The organism is Mucilaginibacter sp. RCC_168 (assembly GCF_041355315.1).
Taxonomy (GTDB): Bacteria; Bacteroidota; Bacteroidia; order Sphingobacteriales; family Sphingobacteriaceae; genus Mucilaginibacter.
Map to the genome: position 1 here is coordinate 116,140 of NZ_JBFUPN010000006.1, position 24,192 is coordinate 140,331.

At 42.5% G+C, this 24,192-nt stretch carries 20 protein-coding genes; 3 read left to right on the forward strand and 17 right to left on the reverse strand.

Annotation, left to right across the window (positions count from 1 at the left end):
* Positions 1-4: 4 nt before the first annotated feature.
* Entirely contained in the window at positions 5-844 is an 840-nt protein-coding gene (locus AB6735_RS06965; RefSeq protein WP_370995145.1) for a chromate resistance protein ChrB domain-containing protein, read from the reverse strand.
* A gap of 326 nt (positions 845-1,170) precedes the next feature.
* Between AB6735_RS06965 and AB6735_RS06970 the strand changes: the two genes are divergently transcribed.
* Positions 1,171-1,983 carry an FkbM family methyltransferase gene (locus AB6735_RS06970; RefSeq protein ID WP_370995147.1) on the forward strand — a complete coding sequence of 271 codons (813 nt, stop codon included), beginning with the start codon at positions 1,171-1,173 and terminating at the stop codon, positions 1,981-1,983.
* A 63-nt stretch (positions 1,984-2,046) separates the two neighbouring features.
* Here AB6735_RS06970 and AB6735_RS06975 read toward each other — a convergent pair whose 3' ends face one another.
* From AB6735_RS06975 to AB6735_RS07020, 10 genes are all read right to left on the reverse strand, one after another.
* Positions 2,047-2,799, reverse strand: coding sequence for an FkbM family methyltransferase (locus AB6735_RS06975; protein WP_370995148.1), 753 nt, complete (start codon positions 2,797-2,799; stop codon positions 2,047-2,049).
* Entirely contained in the window at positions 2,796-3,902 is a 1,107-nt protein-coding gene (locus tag AB6735_RS06980) for a glycosyltransferase family 4 protein (RefSeq protein WP_370995149.1), read from the reverse strand. Before AB6735_RS06980 ends, AB6735_RS06975 begins: the two co-directional genes overlap by 4 nt.
* Positions 3,903-4,031: 129 nt before the next feature.
* Positions 4,032-5,462: a hypothetical protein gene (locus tag AB6735_RS06985; RefSeq protein WP_370995150.1), complete on the reverse strand. Its 1,431-nt coding sequence runs from the start codon at positions 5,460-5,462 to the stop codon at positions 4,032-4,034.
* Between the two features lie 10 nt (positions 5,463-5,472).
* Positions 5,473-6,381: a nucleotide-diphospho-sugar transferase gene (locus tag AB6735_RS06990; RefSeq protein WP_370995151.1), complete on the reverse strand. Its 909-nt coding sequence runs from the start codon at positions 6,379-6,381 to the stop codon at positions 5,473-5,475.
* Positions 6,381-7,028, reverse strand: a complete 648-nt coding sequence (locus AB6735_RS06995) for a methyltransferase domain-containing protein (RefSeq protein ID WP_370995152.1) — start codon at positions 7,026-7,028, stop codon at positions 6,381-6,383. The genes AB6735_RS06990 and AB6735_RS06995 overlap by 1 nt, the downstream gene beginning before the upstream one ends.
* A gap of 1 nt (position 7,029) precedes the next feature.
* Positions 7,030-7,722, reverse strand: a complete 693-nt coding sequence (locus AB6735_RS07000) for an FkbM family methyltransferase (protein WP_370995153.1) — start codon at positions 7,720-7,722, stop codon at positions 7,030-7,032.
* Between the two features lies 1 nt (position 7,723).
* A complete protein-coding gene (locus tag AB6735_RS07005; protein WP_370995154.1) occupies positions 7,724-9,064 on the reverse strand; it encodes a flippase in 1,341 nt (446 codons plus the stop codon).
* On the reverse strand, positions 9,057-11,414 hold the full coding sequence (locus tag AB6735_RS07010; protein WP_370995155.1) for a GumC family protein: 2,358 nt from the start codon (positions 11,412-11,414) through the stop codon (positions 9,057-9,059). Before AB6735_RS07010 ends, AB6735_RS07005 begins: the two co-directional genes overlap by 8 nt.
* Before the next feature lie 8 nt (positions 11,415-11,422).
* Positions 11,423-12,181: a polysaccharide biosynthesis/export family protein gene (locus tag AB6735_RS07015; RefSeq protein WP_370995156.1), complete on the reverse strand. Its 759-nt coding sequence runs from the start codon at positions 12,179-12,181 to the stop codon at positions 11,423-11,425.
* Positions 12,182-12,304: 123 nt separating this feature from the next.
* Positions 12,305-13,525: an acyltransferase family protein gene (locus AB6735_RS07020; RefSeq protein WP_370995157.1), complete on the reverse strand. Its 1,221-nt coding sequence runs from the start codon at positions 13,523-13,525 to the stop codon at positions 12,305-12,307.
* Between the two features lie 485 nt (positions 13,526-14,010).
* Here AB6735_RS07020 and AB6735_RS07025 point away from each other — a divergent pair, with 485 nt between their 5' ends.
* Positions 14,011-14,571 carry a thioredoxin family protein gene (locus tag AB6735_RS07025; protein WP_370995158.1) on the forward strand — a complete coding sequence of 187 codons (561 nt, stop codon included), beginning with the start codon at positions 14,011-14,013 and terminating at the stop codon, positions 14,569-14,571.
* A 198-nt stretch (positions 14,572-14,769) separates the two neighbouring features.
* Here the strand turns inward: AB6735_RS07025 and AB6735_RS07030 are convergent, their stop codons facing one another.
* Positions 14,770-15,063 (reverse strand): hypothetical protein, encoded by a 294-nt coding sequence (locus AB6735_RS07030; protein WP_370995159.1) that lies wholly within the window; start codon positions 15,061-15,063, stop codon positions 14,770-14,772.
* A 155-nt stretch (positions 15,064-15,218) separates the two neighbouring features.
* Here AB6735_RS07030 and AB6735_RS07035 point away from each other — a divergent pair, with 155 nt between their 5' ends.
* Positions 15,219-17,051 carry a beta-galactosidase family protein gene (locus tag AB6735_RS07035; protein WP_370995160.1) on the forward strand — a complete coding sequence of 611 codons (1,833 nt, stop codon included), beginning with the start codon at positions 15,219-15,221 and terminating at the stop codon, positions 17,049-17,051.
* Positions 17,052-17,103: 52 nt separating this feature from the next.
* On the opposite strand, the gene araA is transcribed toward AB6735_RS07035, so the two are convergent.
* From araA to AB6735_RS07060, 5 genes are all read right to left on the reverse strand, one after another.
* Positions 17,104-18,594, reverse strand: coding sequence for an L-arabinose isomerase (gene araA, locus AB6735_RS07040; protein WP_370995161.1), 1,491 nt, complete (start codon positions 18,592-18,594; stop codon positions 17,104-17,106).
* A gap of 71 nt (positions 18,595-18,665) precedes the next feature.
* A complete protein-coding gene (locus AB6735_RS07045) occupies positions 18,666-20,036 on the reverse strand; it encodes a glycoside hydrolase family 27 protein (RefSeq protein ID WP_370995162.1) in 1,371 nt (456 codons plus the stop codon).
* 8 nt (positions 20,037-20,044) lie between these two features.
* On the reverse strand, positions 20,045-20,743 hold the full coding sequence (locus AB6735_RS07050; RefSeq protein ID WP_370995163.1) for an L-ribulose-5-phosphate 4-epimerase: 699 nt from the start codon (positions 20,741-20,743) through the stop codon (positions 20,045-20,047).
* 7 nt (positions 20,744-20,750) lie between these two features.
* Entirely contained in the window at positions 20,751-22,457 is a 1,707-nt protein-coding gene (locus AB6735_RS07055) for a ribulokinase (protein ID WP_370995164.1), read from the reverse strand.
* 345 nt (positions 22,458-22,802) lie between these two features.
* On the reverse strand, positions 22,803-23,735 hold the full coding sequence (locus tag AB6735_RS07060; RefSeq protein ID WP_370995165.1) for a ketopantoate reductase family protein: 933 nt from the start codon (positions 23,733-23,735) through the stop codon (positions 22,803-22,805).
* Positions 23,736-24,192: the final 457 nt, after the last annotated feature.

Below are 24,192 nucleotides of genomic sequence, written 5' to 3' on the forward strand. Positions count from 1 at the left end.
CGCTTTACTTTTTAGCCAGATTTTTTTTGTAGTCGGACGCTTTCATGCTCATTTGTTTCTTGAAAATTCGGTTAAAATGGCTTTGGTCAGAAAAACCAGTCAGGTAGGCGATTTCTGATAAAGAATAATCGGTAGTTTCCATCAGGGCCATGGCTTTCTCGATCCGCATCTTTCTAATGTAGTCCCCGAAGGAAAGATTTTCAAAATATTTGGAAAACTCCCTTGAAAGGTAAGCTGGGTTAATCTCCAGTTCTTCGGATACCTGCTGTAAACTTAAGCTCATATTAGTGTCGATCTGATCCTGGATCATTTCCCTGATCTCCTTTGCCCATTTCGGTGTCTTTTTAGAGCCTTTTTGCTCAAGGAACTTATTGAATAGTTCCAGCCAGAGCTGTCCCACGGGTTCCTGTGTATGCTTTTGTTGATATAGATACTTTGCCCAGGTATATAAGCCATCATATATTTTCATACCAAGTTCCAGCAATTCATAATCGTCCTGAATGTTTTGTGCCAACCCTAAAAATATGGCGGATAAACCAGCAGCCTGGGGGGCAAAATCAAAGCGATCGGTATCCGCTCCCCGCACGATGGCTGCTATCCGGAATAACGCATCATCTTTTAAGCGATGCTTTTTCAGAAAGTAGTCAAATGAACACTGATCTTCATAATGGCTATACTCCACACCTGGTATATCAAAGGGAATTGCATCCAATTCTGTCGCTTTGATCAGTACTTGGTTTAATGGCACATAAATGATTTCTCCTTCCGGATCAATAAACCGTTTGATCAGCCATGGACAGGCAATACGGTCGATCTTAGGGCGTTCTCGGGTGATCCATTTCATATCATCAAAGTTAAAAATCTAAAACTGTATTATGAGATCTACTGATATTCAAGTTCTGTGAGGCGTGAACTGGGCATAAATACATACAAAATCTGTAGGAAAATGGAAATTATGGTCTCCGAAATATTAAAATAGATTAAATTTTTTAAGTTATACGATACCATTGTGCCGGATTCTAAACTTTAAATTTGTGGTTAAGCATAAGATCCTAAAATTCACAAATAAGAAATGAATAAGGTGGATACGTTTACCAGGTAAAATATCATTAAATTACAACAGTACAGTATTGCACCAGTAGCCTGATTATAACCAATATTTAATAAAATATGAATACCCTCGGAAAGTCTGTTAAAAGAGTGTATGTATTCCTGTTTGTGCGGCGGATTTTTTATCCTGTGAACCTTTTGTTGTATAAGCTGAGTTTGTTTGGGTTGGGAATGAAAAATTATGAGAACGATACTGTATCTGGAGAAAAGGCGTTCATTAAGTTTTTGAAGGCCGGGAGGAAGCTTGATTCCGGCGTGATTATGGATGTTGGTGCCAATATAGGAAACTACTCGGTGATGCTGAGAAAGAATGGGCTTACTCTACCTATCTTTGCGTTTGAGCCGCATCCGGTAGCTTTCCGTAAATTAAGCGAGGCAGCAGCGGCATACAATTTCATAGCAGTGCCAGAGGGAGCGGGGGAAGAGAGTAGTGTGGCTGCGATTTACGACTATCAGGGTGATGGCGGATCAGAACATGCCAGTATGTATAAAGGTGTAATAGAGCATCTTCATAAGGGGAAAGCCGAGGAAGTGGCTATTGCCCTTACCACTATTGATGAATTTGTAGTGGAACATGGTATTTCAAAGATAGCATTATTAAAGATCGATACCGAAGGTCATGAACTAAGTGTGCTCAAAGGGGCCAGGCAAACTATCGCCGACGGAATAGCAGAAGTAATACAGGTGGAGTTCAATGAAATGAATATCATCTCCAGAACCTTTTTCAAGGATATTGTTGACATATTACCTGGTTACGATTTTTACCGACTGTTGCCAGACGGATTAAAGGCGCTGGGGCCGTACAAAAGCACCACTTATGAAATATTTTCTTTCCAGAATATTGTGGCGTTGAAACAGCCCCGTCGGTCCTAAGCATTTTTATTTCTCTTGACCACCATATTCATCAGTGGCCAGGAAGTGCTGTCGGAGTGATCATTAACTACAATTTTCATTCTTTTTTCTTTTATATAAAAGATCCATTTGCAGGAATTGTAATCCTTCCGATTGAAGGAGACCTACCGGAGCAATGAATTCAAATCCCAGTTTTTTCACGAAATGGTGCATTTCATCAAAAAGAGGTTCACCCTCATACATCTGAACAAAAGAGGTTTCAAATAACAGGTAATCAATTTGCTGCAAACTATCTACCGCGCCTTTCAATACTTCCTTCTCAAATCCCTGTACGTCAAGTTTCAACAATACTGGTGAAATAAAGGACAGCTCGTTGCGCAGATCATCCAATCGCTGTACGGGTATTTCTATCCGGTGTGATGTGATTGTTTTCGGGAGGATGTCTTTTTGCAGGGCAGATACATGTAGGGCCGAGCTGGCATGGGAGTAAGCATTGCTGTAAAATTCAAGCGTTCCGGTGGAGTTGCCCAGGGCCATATTGTAAGTGCTGATACTGCTTAGCCTGCATGTATTGCGTTGTAAAATGGGAAACACTTCAGGAAGGGGCTCAAAGGAATGGATAAGCGCACCAGGATAGAAGTGACTGGCGGCCACTGCAAACTGGCCCTGGTTGGCACCTGCATCTATAATAGTGCCTAATGCCGGGATGTAATGCCTGCAATTATGCAATATCCGGGTAGAAGCTACGGAAGCCCCTTTTTCCAGCAGCGATTTGAGGCCTCTGCCTGAGACCAGGAATACTTTTACAGCGTCCGCTATTTTGAAAATAATACTCATGTCGTAAATTTGAAATTCCAGCAATCTTTATAAAAATCAATTGTTTCGAGCACACTTTTATCCCATGTAAATTGTTGGACCTGTTTCAGGCCACGGGCAATCAACTGTTGTTTGAATGTTTCATTTTCCAGGGAACTGATCTTCTCAGCAAATAGCAATGGATCTGGCTTTTCGGCCATCAGCCCGGCGTTGCCTACTACTTCAGGTATGGATGTCATGCCGGTAGTAACCACCGGGCATCCGGCTTTCATTGCTTCTCCCGGAGGCAGTCCAAAACCCTCATAAGCAGAAGTATAGAGAAGGCAGAAAGCATAATTATATAATATATTGAGATCTGCCTGATTTATTGTTGGGAAAATATGATAGCGTCCCGCTATTTTTTCTTTCATCATACTTATTTCTTCTTTATTCCAGGGCTCTCCACCTATCACTACCAAGTGGAAGGAAGGAGGAAGCAACTCCATCGTTTTTACCGCCATGGAAAAATTCTTATAGTTCCTGCGTGCGCCTACATACAGGATGAATTTTTCTCCAAGGTCAATATCCAGCGAACAACTGACCGGTTGCTGTTTGTTGATCTGGTAGAAATTGCCAATGCCATGATAAATCACTTTTACTTTTGCGGGGTTAATGGTTGGAAAAAAGTGAAGTAGCTCTTTCCGGGTGCTGTCTGAGATACATATAATGCCGTCGGCCCGCTGTATACCATATGCTTTTTGCATGGTATTAGCCAGTCCCCGCGGAAACTTTGAGGCTAACTTCCGCTCGTGCGCAAAGTCATGCACTGTAAGAATGTTCAGGATATTTTTTTGAGGAGACACGCGCAGGTATCCTCCGTGAAAAACTGCACCGGCGGGAAGGGGATAGCGCAGCGGCAGGTACCGGAGATATTTACAAGGAATCCAACTCTCCCGGATACAATTGAAATCGTTATAATCTATTTTCTTTTCGAAGATATTGTCTGATTGCGGCCGTGCGTTTAAAATGCCAACTGACAGGTCGCTGTTGCACATACCAGACAACAGCTCGTACCAGTAAGCAGATACACCGCCGGCTTTCTGAATAGAGAATACAATATTATCTAAAAATACCTGCATCATCATATTGTCATTAGATCCACATGTGACATTACTGGGTTGCCGGACATATAATAGATTCGTACCACGTTTTTTATCAATGCGATTAGTTCTTCATAATCCCAAGACATCCGGAATTGAATCAACCAGCGAATATTACTTACTTTGTTCATGTCCCTCTTCGTTTATTGGTCCGTTATTATATGCACAGAGTAATGCCACTATTATCAAAAAAAGATCTATCTGGCTAAAAAAGAAACAAACAGCCACATACCCCAGGTAGCTACGCTGAAATGGCGAAGTTCCCTTACCCGTTCTGGTAAGTATCAGGAAAAAGAAAACCAGGGAAACAGCCCCGAATTCTGCCAGGATAAAGAACCAGCGCATGTTGAGATTATGGCCGCCAACACCGGCCACCAGGTTTTGATAAGTAGCTTGCCCGAAAAAATAACCCGCGGGAATGAATGTGCTGTTTCCAGCTCCATAACCAGATATAAGAAGATAGGGTTCATCCCGCAGGAAATCTACCACCGGCAGTTCCATATCCCTCTGCAGCGGAATTCCGAGAATGATATTACTCTTACCCCATACTTCACCGTAATCATAGCGGTAAGCTGATCTTTCAAGCAGAAGCCGATATATGGGCTGATTGCGGTTAGCCATATATTGTTTCAGGATGTACTCTTTGGATGCTGTGATCATAAGGAAAATACCAACGATCATGGCCAGGGTGCCGATTATTTTCAATCTTACCGGCATCAATTTTGGAAAACACAGGAACAGAAGGCCACCAGCCAGAATATTGATCCAGAAGGTTTGTGACGATGTAAGGACACCCATAATAAACATTAATGTCGCCGCCTTATAGTTCCGGTCTTTTATAAACAAGGGAATGGTTAAGGAAAGAAAGGCGCTGAAAACTTTAGGCTCCCCAAACAACGCTTGCACCCGCAGTCCCAGTGGGCCATTGATCTCCTGTAGCAGGTAACGGCTTTGCAGCCCCAGAAATTCACTAAGTTGCACGTTATGGAAAATGAGCTGTACGGCAATCTGGATAAAGGCAATACCACAGGATATAAACGCAATTTTTTTCATGCTGCCCGCGAATTTTTCAAATGAAAGTTCTTCTCGTTCTTGCACTATCCTGGCGCCAATAGCAAAAAAAGGCAGGTAAGTTTTCAGATAAAAATAGATGGGCTTTGTATAAAAAGCGTATAGCCTGCCACCGGGATAACTGAAAGGATCTTTGTAGAATTGTGTGATCAGGAATACTACAATATTCGAGAGCAGGGGTAATATCAGCAGAAAAAAATATTCCTTCCTGATGTATTGCTTGCCGGTAAAGAACCGATGCGCCTGTTCAACGAGGATGAAAATGCCAACAAAAAAAGTAGCAGTAAAAGTTGGCCCGATGACAAGTATGGTATAGGCTTCTGATGCAAAGGCGTAAAGCAGTGTATCTATAATAGAGATCCGCTTGTTATAGTAAAGATACAGCAGTATCGCGGCAATAACCAGGGGCATGCTTTCCCTGAAACATTCCACGAATAGATTACTGCTTTGAAGATCACTGTATCCTACTTCCATATTAATTTACTTATCTGGAGATGCGTTTGTACATATTGTACAGCAGCGTATTGTTTTTCACTATTTTTTTAAGCCCAATGGACAAGCTGCCAGGGTTAAACACTGTGTTAATGGTATATCTGTCTGCTTCTTCATCAATGTTGATTTCGTCAGGGTGCCTGATCTCTGTTATTTTGCCGTATTGTATTTTGTTGAACCACCGGGGAACGGAACGGGTATGGGTAGCCTTTTTGCCATAACCAATGTTTTTAACAAGACTAACATTGGGGGTAATTACCCATCCTTTATTGAACCACACAGTCATAAACCACTGGATGTCCCAGGTATCTACCTGGGCGTTGTATATGGATTGTAGCTCTGATTGCAAGAAAGTGTTGAGGCCTTGCCTGGAAACATGCCGGTACCTGTCAAGAGTGAAATCGTAATACTGCCAGGCGCGTCGCCAGGTTGCCCATCCCCATACATGTGCGTAACGGGAAAAATAATAGGAGGCATTCCCTCGCTGAGTGCCAAACTGGTAATTGCCCCCGTTAATATGCATAATGTTTTGGTTTAGCCGGTATTGCGTCAGCATGGCTGTACAGAAGGAGAAGAAAGTGAGATCCGGTACGCAATCATCTTCCAGTATAATACCTTCTTCTACCTGGCTAAAGAACCAATCGATCGCAGTGCTTACTGCTTTGCCGCAGCCCAGGTTATGGGACCGAAATAGTGTTTCTATTTTACAAGGCCAGTCAATGCCATTTAACACCGCTGCTCTGGTAGCGTCACACATCGCCTCTTCTCCAGGCTGGTCGAACCGGGGGCCATCAGCGGCAATAAACAGCTGTTCCGGCTGTTGCAGTCTGATCTGCTCAAATACCAGTAATGCCTGTTCAGGACGGTTAAATACCAGTAATAAGATCGGCGTGTGTAACATTATTTGGTTGCCTCCAATGCAACGGCGTTATTAAATCTGATTTCTTCTTCTACCAGTTTAAACATGGTATCAGGGCTGTCATTAAATGCACAATTCCTTATATCTTTAAATCCCGCGGCTTCCAGCTGATGGGTTAAAGAAAGTTGATCCCACATGTACAGATGCTCCCGGTTACCCAGGGTCATGGCTATCATTTGTTTAAATCCCCTGATCCTTTCTTCTTTTCCCAGCAGTGTTTCTTCCATAAAAGCGGTATTAGCCTTCGGGTCATTGTTTGAGAGTTGCGCGATATATCTTTTGGCTGCGCTGGCCAAGTCGGGCACCACACACCGGAAATAACCTCCGGGCTTCAGGATGTGAAAGGTATTCCTGAGCGCCAGGAGGCAGTCGTTATAAGCCAGGTGTTCCAGCACATGCGAACAGTAGATGCCATCGCAGGAATTTTCCTTTATACCGGGAAGGCCTTTCAGTATATCACCCAACATTACATCAGGGTGAAAGGACACATGCATAACCGGTTTCAGCAATTTCCCGATCAGAGGAATCTTTTGAATCCTGAGGGTTGGCGACGAGTCGTAGTTTTTCCAGCCAGCGGGCGCTGAAAAAGGGCCACTGCCATATTGTACATATAACTTGTTTCCAGACATTTTATGTGTTCATGTTTTTAAAGAAATAAGTGTAATAAGTTTTGGCAAACATGCCATATCCTACCAGTTTCATAAATTGGTATAATTCACTGCTGTCTGCCTGGAATACCTCTGACGGGGGCGATTCCACCAGTACATATGTTGGTCTGTATTTATCCCAATTGTTGGATCGCAGTACTTCCAGATCAAGCCCTTCGGCGTCGATAGTGAGAAAGTCAATTACCACATCTTTTGCAAGGTATTTATCCAGAATATCTGCCAGCGGCCAGGTGTCGATCTTCTTTTCCGCGATCACCCTGTATTTGGTGTCCTGCGTATATTCTTTTACTTTTTCAGGAGAGAAAGTATTTAAAGCTGTTTCATTAAATATGGAATAGGTGAGTTGCTGTTTTGCTACAGATACGCCTATTTCCAGGTTAGTATCTTTGGGTCGGTGTTTATCAAATAACGCCTTTGAGCCCGGCATAGGATCAATGTTGATGCCGGTCCAGTTCTGCTTGTAAAGGAGGTAAGTGTTGGATACCCGGAAGGGGTGATGAGCACCTACATCTATATAAACGCCATTCTGTTTTTTATCAAAAATCCTTTTTAGGATGAGATCTTCCCCCTCTGAGCTGTAAGCACGCACCCCGTAACTAAGTCGGGGAAATAAAGAAGTGACTAATTTTAATGCTCTATTTTTAATGCCGCTCATTTCATGTAATGTTTTGGTTGATACTAAACAGGTTGCTGGTAAAATCCCTCAGGCTGTTATGTGCCTGTTTTATATCTGCAAGTGCCAGCGCTGGGTGGAACATTTTTTTTGTGAGCAGGTATCCCTGGCCGCTTTTGTCAAGCAGGAGCAGCATACCATATACAGTAGCATAAGCAGCCACCGTGGCAATGGCCGCGCCAATACCACCATATGCTGGTATCAGGAAGAAATTAATACACACATTAGCCATCAGGCCAGCCAGGTTGCCATACAGGTAGATTTTATATTCTCCTTCCACGAAAAGATATTGCACTATAACGATGCTCAGGAAAACGGGAATTCCTGCCCATATATGTATCATCAGCATCCAGGAAGCAGTCGTGTATCCTTTGCCATAAAGGAACGGAATAATGAGGTGTGCAGTGGATGTAACCAGCATAGCAATAGCAGCGCTTAGCCAAAACGACAACCGGAGCCATTTTTCCAGTGTTAATAGATAAGCGTTGCGGCTGATCTTTTTCTTTTGAATGAGGCTCGGGAGTATTGCTACAGATATCACCGTAGGGATGGCGTACCATAATTCAGAAATGCGTGCGGCGCCAACATACTTGCCCAGTTCGGCGGCGCTGGAAAGTGCATCCAATAATACCAGGTCTATCTTCATAAACAGTACTACCACCAGGTTTGAGAGCATCAGTGGCCAGCTTTGCGCCAGCAGTGTTTTGGCCAACGACCAATCAATGCGCAAAGTGAAATCCACGGCATTATGATAACCGAATACTGCCATTATTATCACGTAAGTCACGAGCAATTCTATAGTGGATACCCATAGAAAGGCCATCAGTGTGCCCTTAAAAAATATAATGACAAGCTTTACAATGCAGAAAGTAATGAAAACAGCCACTTTTGGAATGATCACTCTTTTTACATCGTTTTTTGCCTGGTAGAAATAATCCAGTACATCAAAGGATTGCAGGATAATGATCAGCGCTGAAAAAATGGTACAATATAAATAGATCTGCTGATGTTGCCTGGATAACAACACAATGCTTACGCTGATGGCCATACAGATTATGCCAGCACCAATTCTCATTAAAATAACAGTTGTCACAATAGTTCCCTGTCTTTGCTCATTATTGATGATTTCTTTTACAGCAAGCTTGTCCATCCCCAGTATGGCCACACTCCCTATAATAGTGGTGAGTGCCAGCGCATAATTCCAGATCCCGAATTCTTCCGGACCCAGGTGACGGCCAATAAGAGCCATGATGATAATGCCAGGGAAAAGTTTACTGAGCTTATCAATCAAGAGCCAACCGCTATTTTCAAATAGTTTATACAATGCGCTGTTTTATTTTTTTAACCAATGATGACCATGTATGCTTATGTTGCTTATCTTCTGTGTATGAGTAGTGATCGTAATAGTAATACGGGTAGAAGGTATCCTGCTCTATACCGTTGAAAACGATCCCCATTTTTTTAAAGAACCCTTTTCTCAGGTTTTCTGCTACAGGCTGTAGTTTAGACTTGAGGGTGAAATTGTACCGTACCACGAACAGGGCGCAGTCCACGTAATTTGAAATACTTTGAGCATCTGATACGATACCAATAGGTGACATATCAATGATAACGTAGTCGAACTGGTTTTTCAAATGGTTCAGCAGATCTGCCATGCGTTCTCCCTCAATCAGTTCTATGGGGTTTGGAGGAATAGCTCCGGAAGAAACGAGGTAAAGTCCTTCTGTACCCGGTACTTTTTTAATGATCTCTTCTACGGTTTTATTGCCCATGATATAATTGGTGACGCCAATGTTATGATCCAGCCCAAAGAAGTGTGAAAGTTTTGGTTTCCGGAGGTCCAACTCAAGCAATACCACTTTTTTATCGCCCATTGTTAAGGAATTCCCAAGATGGACCGATAAGAATGTTTTCCCTTCTCCCGAAATACTGGAAGTGAACAGGATGGTGGGTGTACCTGAAATTCCTGTGAGCAGGAATTTAAGATTTGTACGCATGTTGAATACCTGTTCCACCAATACCGATCTATTCTGGAGCGACAGATTATTTGCTCCTTCATCCTGCTGATAGATTTCAGCGATTACAGGGAGATCGAATACTTGCTCGATCTCTTTTTTACTGAGTACGCTGGCATTTAAGAAATATTTAAAATAGATATAGGCACTGGTGAGTATGAGGCCGAGAGCTATAAAGCCTATGAATACAATAGGTTTTTTCGGAGAGATAGGTTTGTCAGGTACAAAGGCCGGAGCAATCACTTTATTGTCTACTACATTGCTGGCATAGGCAACCGATGCTTCTTCCTTCTTTTTTAACAGGTATAGATACAGGTCTTCTTTTACGCCCTGCTGTCTTTTAATATTGATATATTCTTTTGCATAGGTAGGTATATTGGCTATTTTACCTTGTATCTGGTTTACTTTACGTTGTGTTTCTTTTTGTACCACACCTGCGTTCCGTCTGTACCCGGCGATATAGTCGCTGATGGTTTTCCGGGTATCATTAATCTGCGACTCCACATTTTTCAAGATCTCGCTGGTAGGCTTGAGAGAGAGGGACAATCGTCTCTTTTCCTTGAGTGCTTCCTCATATCGGTTGATCATAGAAGTCAGTGTCTGATCAATATTGCCAATTACAGGAGCAAAGGGATAATCGTTAGACGGATTACTGATATATTTTTCTACCTGGTCAAGAGCTGAAAGTTGCATATTGGCTTCACTAAGCCTGGCATCTGCTTCCTTTACCTGGTCCAGCGCCAATTTGGAGCTGGCATCAATATCTGTGATACCTCTCTGGATTTTAAAATTTTCTTCCTGTTTTTCCAGCAGCCCAAGTTCTTCTTTTAATGAATCGATCCGGACGGTCAGAAAATTAATTGTTTTGAAGGCAGTTTTGTTCTTGTCGTCCAGGGAATATTCGTTATAAGCGTCCAGCAATGCGTTGAGGAAATTGGCGGACCTCTCAGGCACTGGGTCCTGGTAGCTAACGAGTATTATTGTAGCATCGCGATTAACAAGGGAGGCGCCTATTTCTTCTATTTTTTCATTAGCATACTCCGCCACTGAATCCACCTGGATCCTGAATGTATTTGCCGGATCGGCAGTAGTTAGTGAGCTGATCACGAATTTATCTTTTGCTACAGTGAATGGCTGGCCCGGCTTTACGGTCAATTGCTGGCTGATATCGGTGGTAGCGTTTACCTGTCTTATCTTCAGCAAATCTTTTTCCCTGGTTATATCAAAAATGTAGTTACCTGCTTTGGTGCTGTCGCTTAGCACGCGGATGGTAAGCGGCGGACGGTTATAGATTTCTTCATTTTTTACAGTTCCTTTTATATAATACCGGATGTTAAAACTATTGGCCGCGATTACTTTTTCTACCAGTATAGGCGATTTCAGTATCTCTATTTCATTTTCAATATTTTTACCACTATTGAAAAGCGAGAGTGATTTGAGTGCATCCATTTCATCCCCGCCGCCTTTTTTTTCGTCTTTAAGGTATAATTTAGCGCTCGACAGATACATCGGTTTCTTATATTTCAGGTAAAGCATGGCGCCGGATACCATTACAATCAGTACCAAAAAGTATAAGGGCCAATGAAATATTATCTTCTGGAAAAGGTCATTCAGATCTATTAGTGAGTTCTTATTGTCTGTTGTTTTTTGCTGATTCATAACGCTGATTATCTATTTAAAATCACAATTGTGGTAATAAGTGATATCACGCCTATGATAGCCGGCATGAGCTGTATTATTTTGGAGGTGGCGAACTTACTGCCCGGACCGGGTTTTACATATATTACATCATTATTGCTGAGATAATAATAAGGAGAGGAAAGTGTTTTGCTGTCGTTCAGGTTTACAAATCCATACGTTTTAATGCCATTGATTTCCCGGATGATCATGATATCGTTCCGTTTGGCGGTGAGATTGAGATCGCCTGCCATGCTCAGCGCATCCAGTATAGAGGCCCTTTCTGCTCCTATACGGAAGGAACCCGGGTGGGCCACATCACCCAGAACCGATATCCTGAAATTTACCAGCCGTGTAGATACGTAAGTGTTACGGGCTGTTTTGTCCAGTTCTTGTGATACCAGATCATTAATGGCCGTGGTAGTTTTACCCTTTACATTTATTTTCCCGATCACCGGTAATGCTACATAGCCGGCACTGTCTACCAGATATCCCTGTTCGATGCCGCTACCGGAAGCGGAGTTGGAAACAACGTTGGAGTTATAGATCTGTGATACATCTTTGTCAGGCGTGGTGATAATGATTTGCAGGATATCGCCAGGCTGTATTTTCAGCTGCTGCATGCGGTGAAGGGAATCGGCCCCGGTAGCCGCTGCAATGTCATTAAAATAAGTGAGTTTACGGGTGCTTGAGCATCCCATAACTATTATCAACACCAGGATCAGTGGTAAGCTAAATTTCAATCCCATATTAAGTGATTAATTTTTCATGTTGTATTATGTGAAAATGCTGTGTGAATGCAGGAACCCCGCCGGTAGCTATTCGCTATATTCTTTAACACGGGCGGGAAAAGGCTCCTCGTCACAGATCTGTTATGTTGGTACTTTAACCTCGGCTATGCCAGCATCGGAACTCTTGGTTTTGCCGAATCTGTCCCTGAGTTTTTGTTGGGCAGGTAACTCGAAATAGTTGTAAGCACCTATACTCAGGGGTAACAGAATCAGAAAAAAAATAAGTAAAGAAATTGGTGAGTGAAATGCCAGGCGGTTGATATGAAAAGCATCAGCTATAAGTACAAATGTGATCTGTAATGAAAAATGAATTAAGTACATGGCGTAACTGCAATTACCAAGCAGTGCCCATTTCTTATTAAGCATGCCCTTGTTGGTTTCCCATAAGGCCAGGGAGAGAATGGTAGAGGGGGATACGAAGGTTCGGAAAACGAAGTTCTTACCGAGGTCAAAAACTTTTAATGCTGATTCGGGGTGGCTGTTGTGGAATATATGTGGATACTGCTTCATCCATATATCCCGGATATAGGATAATTGATATTCTGCAAACATTAAGACCCAAAGTAAAACGGTGAAAGTAATAAGAGCCGGCAGGTATTTTTTGACCCTGTTTTCTTTAAGCATCCAAACATAGAGATAGTAAACAAGTGCGCCTAAAAAGAAGGAGTACATTCCTTTCCCGATGAGGGTATAATAATATTGCAAAAATACACCCACAGGGATGAGGAGGAACAGCAACCATTTTTTGTTCTGCAATTTCAGGTAGCAGATAATAAAGAATATAAAATAAAGAAATACTTCCACAGAAGCCGACCATGATGGCCCGTTAAAAGACGCGCCTTTCTCAAATCCCCAATTTTGCATAAAAAGGAGATTCAATATAAAATGGTAACTGTCATTATACAGGATAATAAAGTAATGACCGGTATTTTTGAACATGAGCCATTGAAGCCCCGCCACTGATAATAAAGTAACCAGGTGGATAGGGTAGAGCCTGCTGATCCGGAAAACTATGAACTTACGGAAATTTATTTTTCGCTTGGCAATCCGCTCGGCATACAGCCAGAAGAAAATGAATCCGGAAAGGAGAAAGAACATATCAACCGCTGCCACACCATTATTATAAATGGCCGAAAGGTAAGGATAGAACGGAAGCGCCGTTTTATCAAAACCATTGTGTACCCAGGTATCATTAGCATAGTAAAAGAACTCCCAATGATTTAGAATAACTATTATAGCTGCAATGCCCCTGATAGAATCAAGGGTGTAAAAGTGTGAAGGGGGACTTTGGTTTGAAGTCATTAGGATAATTGGATGGTAGGGAGATTAGGTTATGCAATCCTAATTTAAGTCATAATGCTGATAGTTGTAAGATTGAATAGTTTAATGAATAGAATGAACGTGAATATTGAAAATGAAAAAAGTGAATACGTGTTATGTTTTATAGGAATGTTTTGGAGAGGCCCGATTAAATAATCCGTTCGAATGGATTGATTTTGATCGCTTTTCCGTTGGATAGCTATGCCGGCCATTACCGGCAGTTTGAATAGAGGGATTAGGAACACGCATCCATGGCTACTGCCCTTGCCAAGCGGGATCTTGGTTTAAGGGGGCTAAGGGTGAACTGATTGCTAAGATGTAGATAGGTAATAAGTACCGAATTCAACTATGACATTAATGGTGAAAATCAGACTTGTTTTAAATTAATCATTTGTAAATTACCAATTCTGTTAAAGCCGGTTGAAAAACAGACTTTACTTCATTTTTAACAATAAACAGCGTGATCGATGGACTTTTTAGCTTATCAGCAGATCTTTCAAAGTATTTTAGACGATCCTAATCCCCCGTCTCTTTATCAGGATCCTGCATACCTCAATTACACAAGGTTAAATTGGTCGCGGCAGCAAAGATGGTTAAAGGTTGGTATATTGAATGATAAGTTAGCAGCCGTAATACAAAGCATAAAAAAAGCACAATTTTGGACGATCATAACCGAACCTTGGTGTGGTGACGCCGCTCATTCTTTACCGTTTATACATAGATTATCTGAATTGAATCCTTTGATAAGGATAGATTATCAATTAAGAGATGCCGCGCCGTTCTTGATCGATCTTTACCTTACCAATGGCAAAAAAACTATTCCCAAATTGATCATTGCTGATCATGAAAATAATGACCTTGCTGTTTGGGGATCACGACCTGCGGAGTGCCAACTACTATACAACCGCTTACTTGAAGAACATGTTGAAATGGAGCAAAAAAAGATTGCATTACAAAAATGGTATAATGAAGACAGGGGCGTAAGTTTACAAAATGAGCTTCTCTTAATTTTTTCGGCTATAGTGTAATGGTACAGGCCCTGTCCACTGATGATTACGATTTTTTTTCAAGCACTAAAACAACTTTGTTAAAATCCGAAGATGCGTTAATGATTTTCCTGAAATTGGCAAACTGGGTAAGCGGGTAGCTAGTTTGCCTTTACTCCTCCACAATGTGAACAACCAGCATGTTTCTTTTTACTTCATAATCTAATACAAACCCCATTGCTAATTCACCGTTGTCCTTATAAGTCTGGTTAATTTTAAGTCGTTCAGATTACTCACTTTATATCCTTCGGGAATCATAACCTCAAGTTTTCTTTCTTCCACGTGCCCGAAATCCATATCAACGGGTTCTTGCCTTGATTTTCCCTGATACATTTCAACTTGTGGGCCTATAGCAAGGCCTTCCTCGCAGTGTTTTATGGCTTGGGTAAACTGGCAGTCCGCTTCGCAACTAATTGATTTTTCATAAACAGCCCGCACGTAATTCGTATCGCTGCGATTTACTTTATTAAGCAATTTAAGCGCAGTTTTGTACTGGCAACTTGTGTGAATGCCTGATTGTTTATAAGAAAATATCCCCTGCAATTGGCGATTTTACCCCCTTTATGTTATTTAAAAAAACCTGTATTTAGCAAATACAACCTAATAAAATAACACGACCAATTAATTTTATGCTTTTAAGAAACAAATTACGAGCTCTGTGTTTGGGTATTTTAATTTTAGCAGCCTTATATACCCAGGCACAAACCAAACATTCTTTTGCTTTATCTGATACTGCTTTTGTATTGGATGGTAAGCCTTTCCAGATGATCAGCGGCGAAATGCATTATCCTCGGGTACCTCGTGAGGCTTGGCGTGCCCGCATGAAAATGGCGAAAGCCATGGGACTAAATACTATCGGCACCTATGTTTTTTGGAACTTGCATGAACCTCGGAAAGGTTTATTTGATTTCAGCGGAAATAATGATGTGGCTGAGTTTGTAAAGATTGCCCAGCAGGAGGGATTGTGGGTGATCCTTCGACCCAGTCCTTATGTTTGTGCCGAGTGGGAGTTTGGTGGCTATCCGTACTGGCTGCAAAACGAAAAAGGCCTTGTGGTTCGTAGTAAAGAAGAACGGTATCTGAAAGAGTATGAAAAATATATCAAGGAAGTAGGAAAACAGCTGGCACCTTTACAGATCAATCATGGAGGCAATATCCTCATGGTACAGATTGAAAATGAATATGGATCATACGGCAACGATAAAGAATACCTGGAAATCAATCAGAAGTTATTTAAAGAAGCGGGTTTTGACGGCTTACTTTATACCTGCGATCCGGCACCCGACCTGGTAAAAGGGCATTTGCCTGGATTGTTGCCTGCGGTAAATGGGCTGGATAACCCTGCTAAAGTAAAAAAGATCATCAATGAAAATCATAATGGGAAAGGGCCTTATTATATTGCTGAATGGTACCCGGCCTGGTTTGATTGGTGGGGCACAAAGCATCATACTGTTCCGGCGGAACAGTATAGCAGCAGGCTTGATTCTGTTTTGGCAGCGGGGATCTCCATCAATATGTATATGTTTCATGGTGGTACCACCCGCGGATTTATGAATGGGGCCAATTTTAAAGATGAAACTCCTTATGAACCGCAGATAAGTAGTTATGATTATGATGCCCCATTGGATGAGGCCGGTAATGCCACACCTAAGTTTATGACGTTCAGGAGTGTAATTGAAAAATATTTACCTGCTGGTGAGCAATTACCACCAGTTCCCGCTGCTAAGCCTGCTGTTAAGTTCCCTGCTGTAAAGCTTACCCAGGCAGGGGGGGTATTACAGAATCTGCCGGTACCTAAGAGCAGTCTTAAACCGCTTACGTTTGAAGATCTGAACCAGGATTATGGTTTTGTGTTATATCGCACTATTATAAAAGGAGGAATCAGCGGCGTATTGAAATTAGAGGAGTTAAGGGATTATGCAGTTATTATGGTCAATGGAAAAACCGTCGGTACACTTGATCGTCGTTTAAAGCAAGATAGTTTACCAGTTACCTTACCTGTAGGTAAGGTAACGCTGGATATATTGGTTGAAAATCTGGGTCGGATTAATTTTGGCAAGTATCTTTTACAAAATAAAAAAGGCATTACCGAAAAAGTACGGTTTAACCATGCCGAATTGAACAACTGGAAAATGTATAGTCTGCCATTCAAAAATCTGGATGGTTTAAAGTACCAGTCGATAGCTTATAAAAGTAAAGCACCAGTGATTAAGAAAGGTTTATTTAATTTAGATAAGATTGCCGACACCTACCTGGATATGCGCAAATGGGGTAAAGGTGTAGTATGGGTAAATGGGCACAATTTGGGTAAATACTGGAGCATTGGCCCGCAACAAACCATATACCTACCGGCCGAGTGGCTTAAAAAAGGCAGAAATGAAGTGGTTGTATTAGAATTACTTAAACCAGAACAAATCCTTTTACAAACATCTGAAAGATCGATTTTGGATCAGCTGCAATAAATTGAATAACATGAGGCCCGATGTAGTCTATACATCGGGCCTTATAATGCAATTATCTATAAGCTACTTCATTCCACCTGATCTCATTACGGAACTGGTCAATACGGGTATCTTTTCCAATGCGTAAAAACTCAATTCCTGCCATATCGGCAAAGTCCTGCAGATGTTCTGCGGTTAAATTCTGGCTGTAGGCAGTATGGTGTGCCCCGCCAGCGTATATCCATGCGGCACAGCCGGTTTTCATATCGGGATATGGTTTCCACAGCACCCGGGCAACGGGTAGCTTAGGCAAGTCATTCACCGGTTCAACAGCCTCCACCTCATTGATCAGCAAGCGGAAACGGTTTCCCATATCTACCAATGCCGCGTTTAGCGCCGGGCCGCCTGCTACGTTAAATACCAGCCTTGCCGGATCTGCCTTGCCTCCTATACCCAAAGGATGAACTTCCAACGCTGCTTTATCATTGGCCAAAGAGGCATCAACCTCCAGCATATGCGATCCCAGCACCAGTGCATTATTAGGATCGAAATGATAAGTATAATCTTCCATAAAGGCATTACCGCCTTTTAGTCCGGCTCCCATTACCTTAAAAGCACGTACCAGGGCCGAGGTTTTCCAATCTCCTTCGCCTGCAAAACCGTAACCATCTGCCATTAGGCGCTGGGCAGCAATACCTGGTAATTGTACCATGCCATGCAGATCTTCAAATGTGTCCGAAAAACCTTTAAAGCCGCCGTTGACTAAGAACTTGCGCAAGCCTAACTCTATCCTTGCCGCTTCATAAACGGATGAATGTTTTTCGCCACCTTTTTTAAGCGAAGCATCCATAGTGTAGGTAGCTTCATACTCATCTATCAGCGTATTAATATCGGCGTCAGATACCTCGTTGATCACCGCTACCAGATCGCCAATGCCATAGGTATTTACCGAGAAGCCAAATTTTAGTTCGGCTTCCACCTTATCGCCATCGGTAACGGCAACGAAACGCATATTGTCGCCGAAGCGTACAAACTTAGCGCCTTGCCAGTCGTGCCAGCCGGCCGCTGCGCGTGTCCAGGTTTCTATCTGGTTTAAAACTTCGGGATCCTGCCAGTGCCCAACTACTACCTTGCGGTTAATGCGCATACGCGATACCATAAAACCAAATTCCCGGTCGCCATGGGCGCTTTGGTTCAGGTTCATAAAATCCATATCGATAGAGCTCCATGGAATATCGCGGTTGTATTGCGTGTGCAGGTGTAGCAGCGGCTTTTTCAGGATGCTTAAACCCCTGATCCACATTTTGGCAGGGGAGAAGGTGTGCATCCAGGCGATAACACCAATGCAGTTTTCGGCCAAGTTTGCCTGTTGTAATGTTGTGTATATTTCATCAGTGCTTTTTACAACGGGTTTGTAAACCACACGGACAGGGATTTTGCCGGAACTATCCAGCCCTGCTGTAATTTGTTGCGAATGCTCGGCTACCAGCCTTAATGTTTCTTCTCCGTATAGATCCTGGCTCCCGGTAATGAACCAAACTTCAAATGTTTTTAGGTCGATCATTTTATATTATTGAATTATTGATTTAGTGAATTAGTGATCCACCTACTCAGTTACTGAATTATTGATTGATATTAATTGTTACCCGGCGATAGCCTAAACAGGGCGGCACCATGTGGATTGATATTTTGTTGATACCTTTTTTTTAACTGGCCGATATTTTGTTTTTTCCAGAGGTTGCGGACCTTTACTTTACCTTTGAGGCCGAGAGATGCAAAGTCTACAGCCACCGGTTTTGGATTATCACCAATGTTAAATAAGGCGACATACAGATCTTTGCTGTTTTGTACATGCGAATACCAAACCATGGCACCATCCTTTTTATACAGTTGGCGCGGGTTTTCTCCGTTTTGGTTGGCAGCAAGTACCTCATTGTTGGTAAACAGCTTTAGTTCCAGATCTCGGTTTTCTGGCAGGTTACCACCCAGCATCAGGGGCGAGCGATATATGCTCCAGAAGGTCATATGGGTATAAAGCTCATCTTCAGTAAAACGGCTATACCGTTCAACACCAACCGGGCCGCGTTTGGATAGCTTACCGATCTGTATCATATCACAATCAGGCCAGTGACCGGGGCCGCCTACGCCTTCCCAGCTTTTGGCATAATCAAACATGTGCAGTACCTCTTTCCAGTTATCCCAAAAGTCGTCGGCCATGCGCCACATATTGGCGTATTGGGTGGCATGAGCAGCCTGATTAAGTGGGGTTTCGCCAGGTGAAAGACTTAAAACAATGGGTCGGCCACATTGATCGATCGCTTTTTTATAACCTTCCACTTCAGCCGCGCTATAGGGGCGCGATAGGTCATCAACTTTGATGAAATCTACTCCCCATGATGCGTATAGTTCTAATAAGGAATTCAGATATTCCTGCGCGCCAGGCTTTTTCATGTCGAGCCCGTACATGTGGTTCATCCAGGGGCATTTGGAATTGGTGTCAGCAACCATATCTGCAGTGATACTATTAGTGCCCTTTATCGGCGATTTTGCCCAAACAGCCTGCCTTGGGATGCCGCGCATTACGTGGATGCCGAATTTTAAGCCCTGCGCATGCACATAATCAGCAAGCGGTTTAAAGCCGTTACCGCCAAATGCTGACGGAAATTTATTGGGCTGCGGTGTTAATCGTCCCCATTTGTCCATGGTTAGCCAGGGGATATAGGATCCGTCATCTAACCGTTTTTGGAAAGGGTTGCCGATATTACTGCCGGGAGGATTATCATACGACCATAAAAAATCGACTACAATATATTGCCAGCCATATGGCTTTAAATATTTGGCCATGTAATCGGTATTAGCTTTAACCTCATCTTCATGAACAGCTGAGCCAAAACAGTTATAACTATTCCAGCCCATTGGCGGCGTAGCGGCTATTTTGTTTTGGGCAGATATTTGTGTGTTGAGCAGAATACATGCCACAAATATTATTAAACAATGTAGTTTCATAGAATGGGTTATTGGCCGTAATAAGAATCGGGTCCGTGTTTGCGTTCGTAATGTTTTTTGATTAGCGAATCTTTTAAACGGGGAGCATTATTATCTATTTGTTCTGTTAAGTAGGCCATATGCGCAACAGCTTCTAAAACGGCGCTGTTGTAAACTGCTTTATCGGCAGTTTTGCCCCAGGTAAAAGGGGCATGGTTGCCCACCAGTATCATTTCAATCTCTTTATAATCAAGTCCGTTATTCTTAAAGTGATCCATGATCTGGAAACCTGTCTGGTATTCATAATCGCCGGCTATCCTATTATCGTCCATCGGTGGTGCACATGGAATGTCGGTAGTTAAATGATCGGCATGAGTTGTACCGAAAATAGGGATACAGCGCTGTGCCTGTGCCCAAGAGGTAGCGTAAGTAGAATGGGTGTGTACAATGCCGTTAATACCATCCCAATGTTTATACAAAACAGCATGTGTTTTGGTGTCTGATGATGGCCGCAGATCACCTTCGACCGTATTGCCATCAAAATCAACGATCACCATTTTTTCGGGCGTTAAATTATCATATGGTACACCACTGGGTTTGATGGCGAAAACGCCAAGATCCCTGTCTGCAGCACTTACGTTTCCAAAAGTGAATAGCACCAGGCTAAGTTTGGGTAACTGCATATTGGCCTCATAAGCCGTTTGCTTGATATGTTTATACTTGCTCATGCGGTTTTTAACTGTTTTGAAATTCGGCTTCTGTTATCCTGGCTGTTTGGCTGGCTACAAACGCGCCGAGATCTTTATATTGCTCATAGCGCTTGCTGTAAATAGCTGTACGAGAGGCATTGGGATAGTATTCTTCATCAAAGCCGCCACCCATGGCTGTCATGGCCTCTTCAACGGTGGAGTATACACCGGCTACTACAGCGGCAAACATGGCTGCACCCAGGGCGCAAGTGTGTTTAAACTGATGGATGCGGATAGGCATGCCCAGCACATCGGCCATCATCTGCATCACAAAAGGCGACTTTTTTGCCACGCCGCCAATCCCAATAATGCCTTTAACTGGGATACCTTCGGTAATAAACCTGTCTACAATACTTTTTGCGCCAAAGCAGGTAGCTTCTGCCAGGGCTCGGAAAACACGAGGGGCGTCAGAGCCTAAACTCAAACCGGTTATGGCTCCTTTTAATTCCTGGTTGGCATCGGGTGTGCGGCGGCCGTTAAGCCAGTCGACAGCCAATTCATTGGGCTCATCAATTGGGATCAAATCTGCCTGTGCGCTAAGGTCAGGTATAATCAGATCACTCAGCTCGGCTTTTAAAGCTTTAATAGTAGCCTCATCAATTATTTTTGATTTGGATAACAGGTGGTTGATTGGCCATGAAATGATATTTTTAAACCAGGCATAAGTATCACCAAAAGCCGATTGCCCGGCTTCTAAACCTACCATCCCCGGAATAACTGAGCCATTTACTTGTCCGCATATACCGCGCACCAGTTTGCCTTGCATATTGACTGTTGGAGCAACCAGTATATCGCAGGTAGAGGTGCCCATTACCTTGCTCAGGTAATAAGGTTCAATTTGCCCGCCAACAGCACCCATGTGCGCGTCAAATGCACCGGTACCCACTATGACACCAGTGGACAAACCCAAGCGTTGTGCCCATTCGTCGCTTAGGGTGCCAGCGGCCTGGTCGGCGGTGTAAGTATCTTTATAGAGTTTATCAGTAAAACCTTTTAATAATGGGTCAAGCGATGAAAAGAAATCATCAGGAGGTAAACCGTCAAATTCTTCGGCCCATAAGGCTTTATGTCCGGCGGAGCAACGCCCACGTTTTATGACCTTAGCATCGGTGCCGCCGGTGAGTAAAAAAGGTATCCAGTCGCAATGCTCTACCCAGGAGGCGGCAGCGTTTCGTACGGTTTCGTCAACCCTTAAAACGTGCAATAATTTGGCCCAAAACCACTCGGATGAGTAAATGCCGCCTACATACTGCAGGTAATTGGTATCAAACAAAGCGGCATGGGCGTTGATCTCAGCGGCTTCTTTAATAGCGGTATGATCTTTCCATAACACAAACATAGCGTTCGGGTTATTTTCAAAACCGGGTGTTAAAGCCAGGGGCGTACCATAAGTGTCAACCGCTACTGGGGTAGAGCCTGTTGTATCGACAGAAATGCCTTTTATAGATTCAACAATATTAGGCCCGCCTGCCTGAGTAATACAGTCTTTAATAGTAACCTCCAGTCCATCAATATAATCCTGTGGGTGCTGCCTGAACTGGTTTATGCCCGGCTCACAAAATAAGCCATCGCGCCAGCGGGGGTATTCATATACTGACGAAGCTATTTCTTCGCCATTGGAAGCATTTACGATAACGGAGCGTACAGAATCTGATCCGTAATCTACCCCAATCACTAATTGATCTTTGTTCATGTATTATTAGTGTTTAAATAACACTTATTTTGATTTGTACTTATATAGCTAATTCGAATTTTTAATGATTCTTTGACTGAATAAAGAAAAAAAAATAAACTGACTGCGTTGTTGGTAAAACATTTATAACTGGTTGTGAATATTAATTGTTAATATAACACTAAAACAAAAGTATAAAAAGTTTCAAATAAACAAAATTTAAAATGGAGGATCATGCGACTATTTAAAAATGCTAATCATTTTGTGAAGATACATATTTGAGTCTTCAGTTATATGGAGAGATAACCTGGGTATTATATGTCCCGAAATTGAGAGAGGCAAATATGCGTCTCTACAGGACAATAACTAATTACTTTCGCGGCTTATTTCCAATGCCCTGATAATGGTATATAAAGTTTCATTAACAGGAGTAGGTACGTGGTATTTCCGGCCAAGCTCTATTACTGTGCCGGCAAAAAGTTCTACCTCACTTTTTCGTCCGGCTTCAATATCCTGTAACATAGATGTTTTTCCGTCGGCGCCAAGGCCGTCAACTATGCGGATAAATTCATCAATATCAGCCGGTCCCAGAAAAATATTCATTTCATGCGACAAGGTAATTACCTCTTCGGCAGCCATCAACATCAGTTTACGGGCTTGTTCGTTGTGCTGAAACTGCCGGTACGGCGCTCTCAATACGGCCGATGCCTGGTTAATGCCGGTATTCATCATAAATTTAAACCAGAGGGCTTTGTACATATCGGCGGGAATGTGATAGGGTATAGCTGCCTGTTCAAACAGTTCCTTTACAGCCAGCACTCTTGCTGATAGTGTACTATTGTTCTTTTCACCAAAAACTACCCGGCCCGGATTGGAATAAGAGATCACATTTCCATCCCGAACAGCATCCATTCCTACGCCATAGGCAAAAAGGAGGTGCTTTATCCCAATCTTTTCGCCTATTTGTTCTTCGCTGGAGATCCCATTGAGTAATGAAATAACAATGGTATCATCATGCACAAATCCCCTCAGATCATTTATGGCCCCTGCAAGTTGTGGCGCTTTAACCGCAACAAGAATAAGATCAGCAGGAGGGGCAGAACGATCACCCGGTTGAATATAATTGAATTTATAGTGCCTTTCATTAACCTTGATTTCGGAATTTTGATAGTTCTTAATGCGTGCGGCCGAGGCGATGATCTTTACCAGACCGGGATTTATATCCTGTAATTTGGCTGCATACATACCGCCAATTGCACCCAGACCTACGATATAAATATTATTGATATGATTTTTCACGATATATAAGCAACGATGACATAGTGTCCGAAGTTAGACAACTCCGCAGATGTTTGTGAAATTTTTCGCCCTGAATAATCTGTTATTTACAAATGTGTGAAAAATATCCACACGCATTTTTAAATGTTTCCTTTCCAATAAAAAGCAGCAATTGTTTTTAGCCGGAAAATTGTTGTTAAGAACCATTGAACTCCATTATCAAACGTTTGTGTAACATTTATCTGGGAAAGAGCCAAATACGGTTGAAACCATCGGATACTTACAGCTGAAGTGCCAGGTAGAAAAAATGATATTTATGTTAAATGTTTGATTTTCATATACTTAATAATAAATGTCAATCAAACGTTTGCGTTGAGTTAGAGCCTTGAAACATTAGGTTTTACACAGTCAGCCTGTCTAACTTAGGATTTGGATATCCCTTTTAAAAGGGCAGTCGTCTAATCCATTCAAACCCAAT